5 protein-coding genes and 1 pseudogene are annotated in these 6,217 nt (G+C 72.1%); 3 read left to right on the top strand and 3 right to left on the bottom strand.

Translation table 11 applies throughout. The annotated features are described in order from the left end of the window. On the bottom strand, positions 1–1,091 hold a 1,091-nt coding region (locus A5714_RS24010), incomplete at its 3' end, for a PPE family protein (protein WP_068289660.1). A gap of 426 nt (positions 1,092–1,517) precedes the next feature. On the opposite strand from A5714_RS24010, the gene A5714_RS24005 reads away from it, so the two are divergent. The 3 genes from A5714_RS24005 (at position 1,518) to A5714_RS23995 (ending at position 4,398) form a co-directional block, all read left to right on the top strand. Further along, on the top strand, positions 1,518–2,690 hold the full coding sequence (locus A5714_RS24005; protein WP_068289658.1) for a glycosyltransferase: 1,173 nt from the start codon (positions 1,518–1,520) through the stop codon (positions 2,688–2,690). Positions 2,691–2,751: 61 nt separating this feature from the next. Next, positions 2,752–3,795: a bifunctional 2-polyprenyl-6-hydroxyphenol methylase/3-demethylubiquinol 3-O-methyltransferase UbiG gene (locus A5714_RS24000; RefSeq protein WP_068289656.1), complete on the top strand. Its 1,044-nt coding sequence runs from the start codon at positions 2,752–2,754 to the stop codon at positions 3,793–3,795. A 39-nt stretch (positions 3,796–3,834) separates the two neighbouring features. Then, positions 3,835–4,398, top strand: a complete 564-nt coding sequence (locus A5714_RS23995; protein ID WP_068074203.1) for a tat pathway signal sequence — start codon at positions 3,835–3,837, stop codon at positions 4,396–4,398. Positions 4,399–4,433: 35 nt separating this feature from the next. On the opposite strand, the gene A5714_RS23990 is transcribed toward A5714_RS23995, so the two are convergent. Together A5714_RS23990 and A5714_RS23985 are read right to left on the bottom strand one after the other, a co-directional pair. Continuing rightward, complete coding sequence (locus A5714_RS23990; protein ID WP_068289653.1) at positions 4,434–5,933, bottom strand: FAD-dependent oxidoreductase; 1,500 nt, start codon at positions 5,931–5,933, stop codon at positions 4,434–4,436. Between the two features lie 72 nt (positions 5,934–6,005). Continuing rightward, a pseudogene (locus tag A5714_RS23985) lies at positions 6,006–6,217 on the bottom strand (hypothetical protein); the annotation flags it as partial.

The following is a 6,217-nucleotide window of genomic DNA, read 5'->3' as shown; positions in this document are numbered from 1 at the left end:
GGCGGCCGCGGGCCGGCCGGCGCGGCCGCGGTGATGGCGGTGGCGGGCAGCGCCAGGGCGGCCGGGCGGATCGCCGGGGCCGCCGCGGTCCACGTCGGCGGGACGGACAGGCTGCCGACGGTGCCGGCCTGGCCGAGGCCCGCGGCGGCCGGCGCGGCCGATCCGCCCGCCAGGTTGGTGATGACTGGGAACGGGGTGGGCGGCACCGGGCCGTTGCCGGGGAAGGGTTGCACGCCGGCCCAGCCGCTGATGATGTCGTCGGTGTGGAAACCGGTCTCGGCGCCGACGATGTCGAACGGCAGGGCGACCGCGGCCGACGGCGAGTCGATGCCGAGGCCGGCGACGCTGGCGGGCGCGTCCAGGAACACCGCGATCAGGTCGCTGAGTTCGTCGAGACCGCTGATCGCGCTCGAGGGGTCGGCCGCGGCGGCGGGCGCCGCCGCGAGGTTACTCAGAGTGGTCGGCACCTGCGCGAACGCCTGCTGGGCCGACGACACGGCGTTCTGGGAGTTGCCCGCCGCGAGGCGGGTGGCCTGGTTGACCGCCGACGACTGCTCGGATCCGGACGTGCTGTTCTGCTGCGGCGGCGCGAAGGCGGTCAGCGCGGTCGCCGATGCCGCCGAACCGGCGTACCCGTACATCGCACCGGCGTCCTGGGCCCACATCTCGGCGTACTGCGCCTCGGTGGCCGCGATGGCCGGGGTGTTCTGCCCGAGCACGTTCGTGGCGACCAGACCGGCCAGCAGCGTCCGGTTGGCGGTCACCACCGGCGGTGGCACGGTCTCGGCGAACGCCGTCTCGTAGGCCGCGGCCGCGACCCGCGCCTGGTTGGCGGTCTGCTCGGCCTGGGAGGCGGTGATCCGCAGCCACTCGACGTAGGGGGCGGCCGCCTCGGCCATCGCCGCGGACGACGGTCCGAGCCACGGCCCGGCGGTCAGGCCGGCGATCTCGGACTGATATCCGCTGGCGGCCGAGTGCAGCGCGGCGGCCAGGCTGTCCCACGCCACCGCGGCGGCGAGCATGGGTCCCGAACCGGGGCCGGAATACATCCGCGCGGAGTTGACCTCCGGCGGCAGCACCGCAAAGTCCATGTCGCCTCCTCCCCTCGGCCTAGACCCGGGTAACCGAACACGACGCCGGCTGCGCCGACCGTCGTTCAGGAATAACCAGCTGGGCAGCAAACAAATCGCATTCCTTTACTACTGTGGGCACGGCGACCAGCGGGCCTGCGGCCGAGGCCAGGCAGCCGGCGCCGGTCGTGCGGGGGCCTGCAGCGTGGCCCCGCGGCGTGGCTGACCGCGAATCCAGGTTGCGGCTGGTTAACGCGTACGTTACAGCGCGTTCAGTTGCGCGCCCCGCAGCGGCAGGCCGATGTGAGCGGCCCGCTTTCGGGCGCCGTCCCGGGCGCGACCGTTGGCCGGTGCAAGCCCCAGGTCGCGCGGCCGCCGCGGCGGCGGCACGGTGCGGTCGTCGCGGTTCTGCTTGGATCTAGAGCGACACCGCGAAATGGGGCGTACATGAAAATTGTGCTGGCGGCCTACGGCAGCCGGGGCGACGTCGAACCGTGCGTCGCCGTCGCGCGCGAACTGCTGTCCCGGGGCCACGAGGTGCGGTTGGCGGTTCCGCCGGACAAGCTCGACTTCGCCGCGGCGGCGGGCCTGGTCGCGGCGGCCTACGGGCCGGACACCCGGGAGCGGATCGACCTCGCCACCCGGTTCGTCCAGCACGGCCCGAATCCCATGGACGTGCTGCCGCAACTGGCCGAAGATGCGTCCAGCGTCTGGTCGGAGAAGAACACCGCGTTGACGGCGCTCGTCGACGGCGCCGACCTGGTGGTGGCCGGCATGAACGAGCAGCGGCTCGTCGCCAACGTCGCCGAACGCTACGAGGTCCCGCTGGCCGCCCTGCATTTCTTCCCCGCCGAGGCGCTCGAACTCGGCGGCCTGCAGTCACACATCACCAACATCGCCGCCGGTGCCCAACGGATTCTCCTCGGGCTGCCCGAGGAGCCGGAACCGGCGCGGGCCCGCGCCCTGGAGATCCAGGCCTACGAAGAGTTCTGTGTGCCCAAGTTGGCCGCGGAGTGGGCGGCGTCGGGATTGCGGCGCCCCTTCGTGGGTTCGCTGACCCTGGAAATGCCGACCGCTGCCGACGCCGAGGTGCTGTCCTGGATCGGCGACGGGCCGCCGCCCCTGTACTTCGGCTTCGGCAGCACCCCCGTCACCTCCCCCGCGGAGACCGCCGCGGTGATCAGCGCGGCCTGCGCCCGGCTGGATGAGCGGGCCTTGATCTGCAGCGGCCCGAACGACTTCACCGACGCCGAGCAGCCCGCCCACGTCAAGATCGTCGACGCGGTCAATCACGCCACGGTGTTCCCGGCGTGCCGCCTGGTGGTGCATCATGGCGGTTCCGGAACCACCGCGGCGGCCATGCGGGCCGGGGTGCCGATGCTGATCCTGTGGCTGTGGCTCGACCAGCCGATCTGGGCCGACTCGATCCACCAGCTCGAAATCGGCATCGGCAGGCCGTTTTCGGCCAGCACGCTGGATACGTTGGTGGCGGACCTGCGCGCGGTGCTCGCGCCGCACTACCGCGACCGCGCCCGGGACGTCGGCGCGCGCATGACCCCGCCCGGCGCAAGCCTCGCCGCGGCCGCCGACCTGCTGGAAGCCGCCGCCGAGTCAGGCTGATCGAGCCGTCCGGGCCGCCCGAGCGGTGGTGGAAAGCCACGGGGTCGTGTAGAAGGTTCTCGTGCAGGATCCGCCGAGCCACCCGCCCGACCCCTCGGTGCTGCACGAGGCCTTGGTGCGGCGGCTTTATCGGCGTTCGGCGGCCGAGGGCCAGATCCGGGTGCCCGCGGTTCCGGCTCTGCTCGACGAATACGTCTTGCTGTGCGGCAACATCTGCGCCAGCCTCGGCGTCTGGTACACCCCGCAGCAATCGGCGCAGTTGCGTACCGTGCTGCGGGCCGAGCTGGCCAAGGCCTTCCGGGCGTCGTCCCGGTCGGACGTCCTCATCGCTTTTCACTCGCCGTTCGGAACGGGGGTCAACTTCCGCATCCAGGCGGACTGGCGGACCATCGAGGCCGACTACGAGCAGTGGGTGGCCGTGCGGCCGCCGCCGCTGTTCGGCACCGAACCGGACGCGCGGGTGCTGGCGCTCGCCGCGGAAGCTGCCGACCCGGCCGCCTGCAAAGTGTTGGACGTCGGCGCGGGGACCGGCCGCAACGCCCTGGCGCTGGCCCGCCGTGGCCACCCGGTGGACGCGGTCGAGATGACCCCGAAATTCGCCGACGTGATCCGCAGCGAGGCGCAACGGGAGGGGCTGCCCGTCACCGTCGTGCAACGCGACGTCTTCACCGCGATGGAGGGCGTGCGCGACGAGTACCAGTTGCTCGTGCTCTCCGAGGTGGTCCCCGACTTCCGGACGGCCCACGAGCTGCGCGGCATGTGCGAACTGGCCGCCCAGTGCCTGACCGCGGGCGGCCGGTTGGTGTTCAACACGTTCGTGCCGCGCCCCGGCTATCTGCCGGACGAGGCGACGCTGCAGTTCAGCCAGCAGTGCAACAACATGATTTTCACCCGCGAGGAGGTGATCGCCGCGGCGGCCGGCCTGCCGCTCGAGCCGATCGCCGACGACTCCGCGTTCGACTACGAAAAGGCGCACCTTCCCGCCGAGTCCTGGCCCCCGACGGGCTGGTTCGAGGGCTGGGCAAACGGCCTGGACGTCTTCGACGTCGAACCCGCAGACTCGCCGATCGAGTTGCGCTGGATGGTGTTTGGGAAGTCGGGCTGAATCTCGCCTATCGTGGGATCAACGGGATCGGGAGGCGCGATGGCTGAGACGGACTCCAACCGGCGGGCGTTGTTGCTGGCGGCGCCGCTGCTGCTGGCGACGCTGGCGGCCACCGACAGGGCCGACGTCACGTCAACGGGCCGCCTGGGCGACATCGGACTCACGCCACCCCCGCAGGCCGGCCCCGACCCGGCCCAGACGTTCGTCGAGCCGTTCGACCAGATCAGTTTCCAGCCCTGGGGCAACCTGCCGCCGCACAGCGGCGAAATGGCAAAGCTGTACGGCGATTTCGACCGGCCGGGCCCCTACCTGGTGATGATGAGGTGGAACCCGGGCTGGTTCAGCGCGCCGCACACCTACGCCACCGACCGGATCCAGGTGGTGGTGTCGGGGACGTGGTTCGTCAACAGCGGCAACGATTTCGCCCCGCAGGACGCCGCCCCGGTGGGCCCCGGTGGCTTCGTGAAGCGCGCGGCTCGCACCCCGCACTACGACGGCGTGCCGGCCAACCAGCCCGAGCCGGCGGTGATCGCCGTCTTCGGGGTCGGTCCGGTCGAGCAGCGGCTCGCCGACCCCGCCCAGCCGTCGTGGCGTCAGGTTTAATCAGGCCCGCGGGGCGACGATCCGCGCCGCAGCGTTCAGCGCGACGAGGCCGTGAGGTCGCGGGTCGCCGGGCCCTCCAGCAGGGTGCCGTCGGGCGCGAAGCGCGATCCGTGCAGCGGGCATTCCCACGCCTTGTCCGCGTCGTTCCAGTTCACGATGCCCCCGAGGTGCGGGCACACCGGCGAGATCCGGTGCTCGGTGCCGTCGACGCGGCACCGCGCCTCCAGGTGCCACGGCGGCCCGCTCACCACGCCGCCCTCGTCGCCGGTGGGGTCGCGCCGGCCCGTGCGAAGCGCCGGCGTGACCCACCCCTTCGCCAGGTCGAAGCCCACCTCGAGGTTCGCCTGCAGGGCCGTGGTGATCCCCGACAGCTCGTGGGGGCTCCAGCTGGCGAACGCCCGAGCCCAGTCCATCCGGCCGCCCAGGATGCGGCTGGACAGGGCCAGCGCCGCGGCCGCGCCGTTCGTCATGCCCCACTTGTTGAATCCCGTTGCCACAAAGATGGTTTCGCTGTTCGGCAGGATCGGCCCGACATAGGGCAGTTGGTCGATGGGGGTGTAGTCCTGCGCCGACCAGAAGTGCGTCTGCTCGGCGCCCGGGTAGTGCTGACGCGCCCACGACTTCAGTTCCTCGAGGGCTTTGGTGGGGCTTTTCTTGCGGCCGACGGTGTGCCCGCCGCCGCCCACGATCAGCCGCTCGCCATCTGCGGTCGGCGCGTAGCGCACCGAGCGGGTCGGTGAATCCGTGGAGATCATCATCGGCCGGGTGATGGTGCCGGGGACCTTGAAGGCGAAGCAGTACGAGCGACTGGGCTTGACGCGCGCGAAGTAGCCGCCGCGGTCCAGGATGGGAATGCCGGTGGCCAGCACGACCTGCGCCGCCTGCAGCTCGACGTCGCGCTGCGCAGCGTCGTTGACGCGCAACCGGACTGTCTTGCCGCGCCAGGAGACCCGGCGGACCCGCGTGTGCTCCACCAACCGACCGCCCCGCCCGAGCAACTCACTCACCAGCGAGTCGAGGAACGGCATGGGGTCGAACTGCGCCTGGTCGGGCAGGCGCACGCCGCCGTGGTACGAGAACGGCACGGCGGCGGCGTCGTCCCAGACCGCGGGCAACCCGACGGCCTGGCAGGCCTGCAATTCGGCGCGCGCCCTGGGCACGCCCTTGGCGGACTGCGCATAGGTGTAGGCGTCCTCGCGTTGCACCGCGATGCCGTGGGTGTCGCAGTGGTTGAGGATCCAGTCCTGGCCCTCACGGTTGCCCTCGATGTAGGCGCGGGCCAGGTCCCGGCCGTGCCGCGGCACGATCTTGGACAGGTGGCTGCCCTGCAACAGGCTGATCTTCGCGGTGGTATTGCCGGTGGTGCAGGCGCCGACCGTGCGTGCCTCGACCACCAGCACGTCCTTGCCGGCGCGGGCCAGCAGAACCGCGGTCATCAGGCCGGTGATCCCGGCGCCGACGACGATGACATCGGCGGAGCGGGAGCCGCCGTCAAGCTGCGTCGCGTCCCACGGGCGTTCGGTTCGATCGGCCATCCATAAAGAGGTCACGGCTGTGCTGATACCCGGACCGATCGCCCGGAAACGCCCGGCGCCGGTCGGTGTGACTCAGGCCCGCCGCAGGTTCGCCTGCGCCTCGCGCAGCGATTGCGCGGCCGCGCGGCTGGCCCGCTCGGCTTCGGCGTGCTCGTCCTCGGCGCGGCCGAGCGCGCGCTCGGCAGCCCGCAGCGCCCGGCGCGCCTCCTCGTGGCTGCGCCGGGCCGCGGCCCGCGCCGGCAAGGACGTGCTGGTGGTCGAGGCACGCACGGTCGGCGCCTGCA

This window comes from Mycobacterium sp. E2462, assembly GCF_001672685.1.
Lineage (GTDB): Bacteria > Actinomycetota > Actinomycetes > Mycobacteriales > Mycobacteriaceae > Mycobacterium.
Note: the sequence above shows the minus strand (reverse complement) of the source record. Positions and strands in the feature narration are given on the sequence as shown.

Excerpts from the sequence above, each read along its gene's own strand:
- A5714_RS23995 (WP_068074203.1), top strand. The coding sequence starts at position 3,835 with ATGGCTGAGACGGACTCCAACCGGCGGGCGTTGTTGCTGGCGGCGCCG.
- A5714_RS24005 (WP_068289658.1), top strand. The coding sequence starts at position 1,518 with ATGAAAATTGTGCTGGCGGCCTACGGCAGCCGGGGCGACGTCGAACCG.
- A5714_RS23990 (WP_068289653.1), bottom strand. The coding sequence starts at position 5,933 with ATGGCCGATCGAACCGAACGCCCGTGGGACGCGACGCAGCTTGACGGC.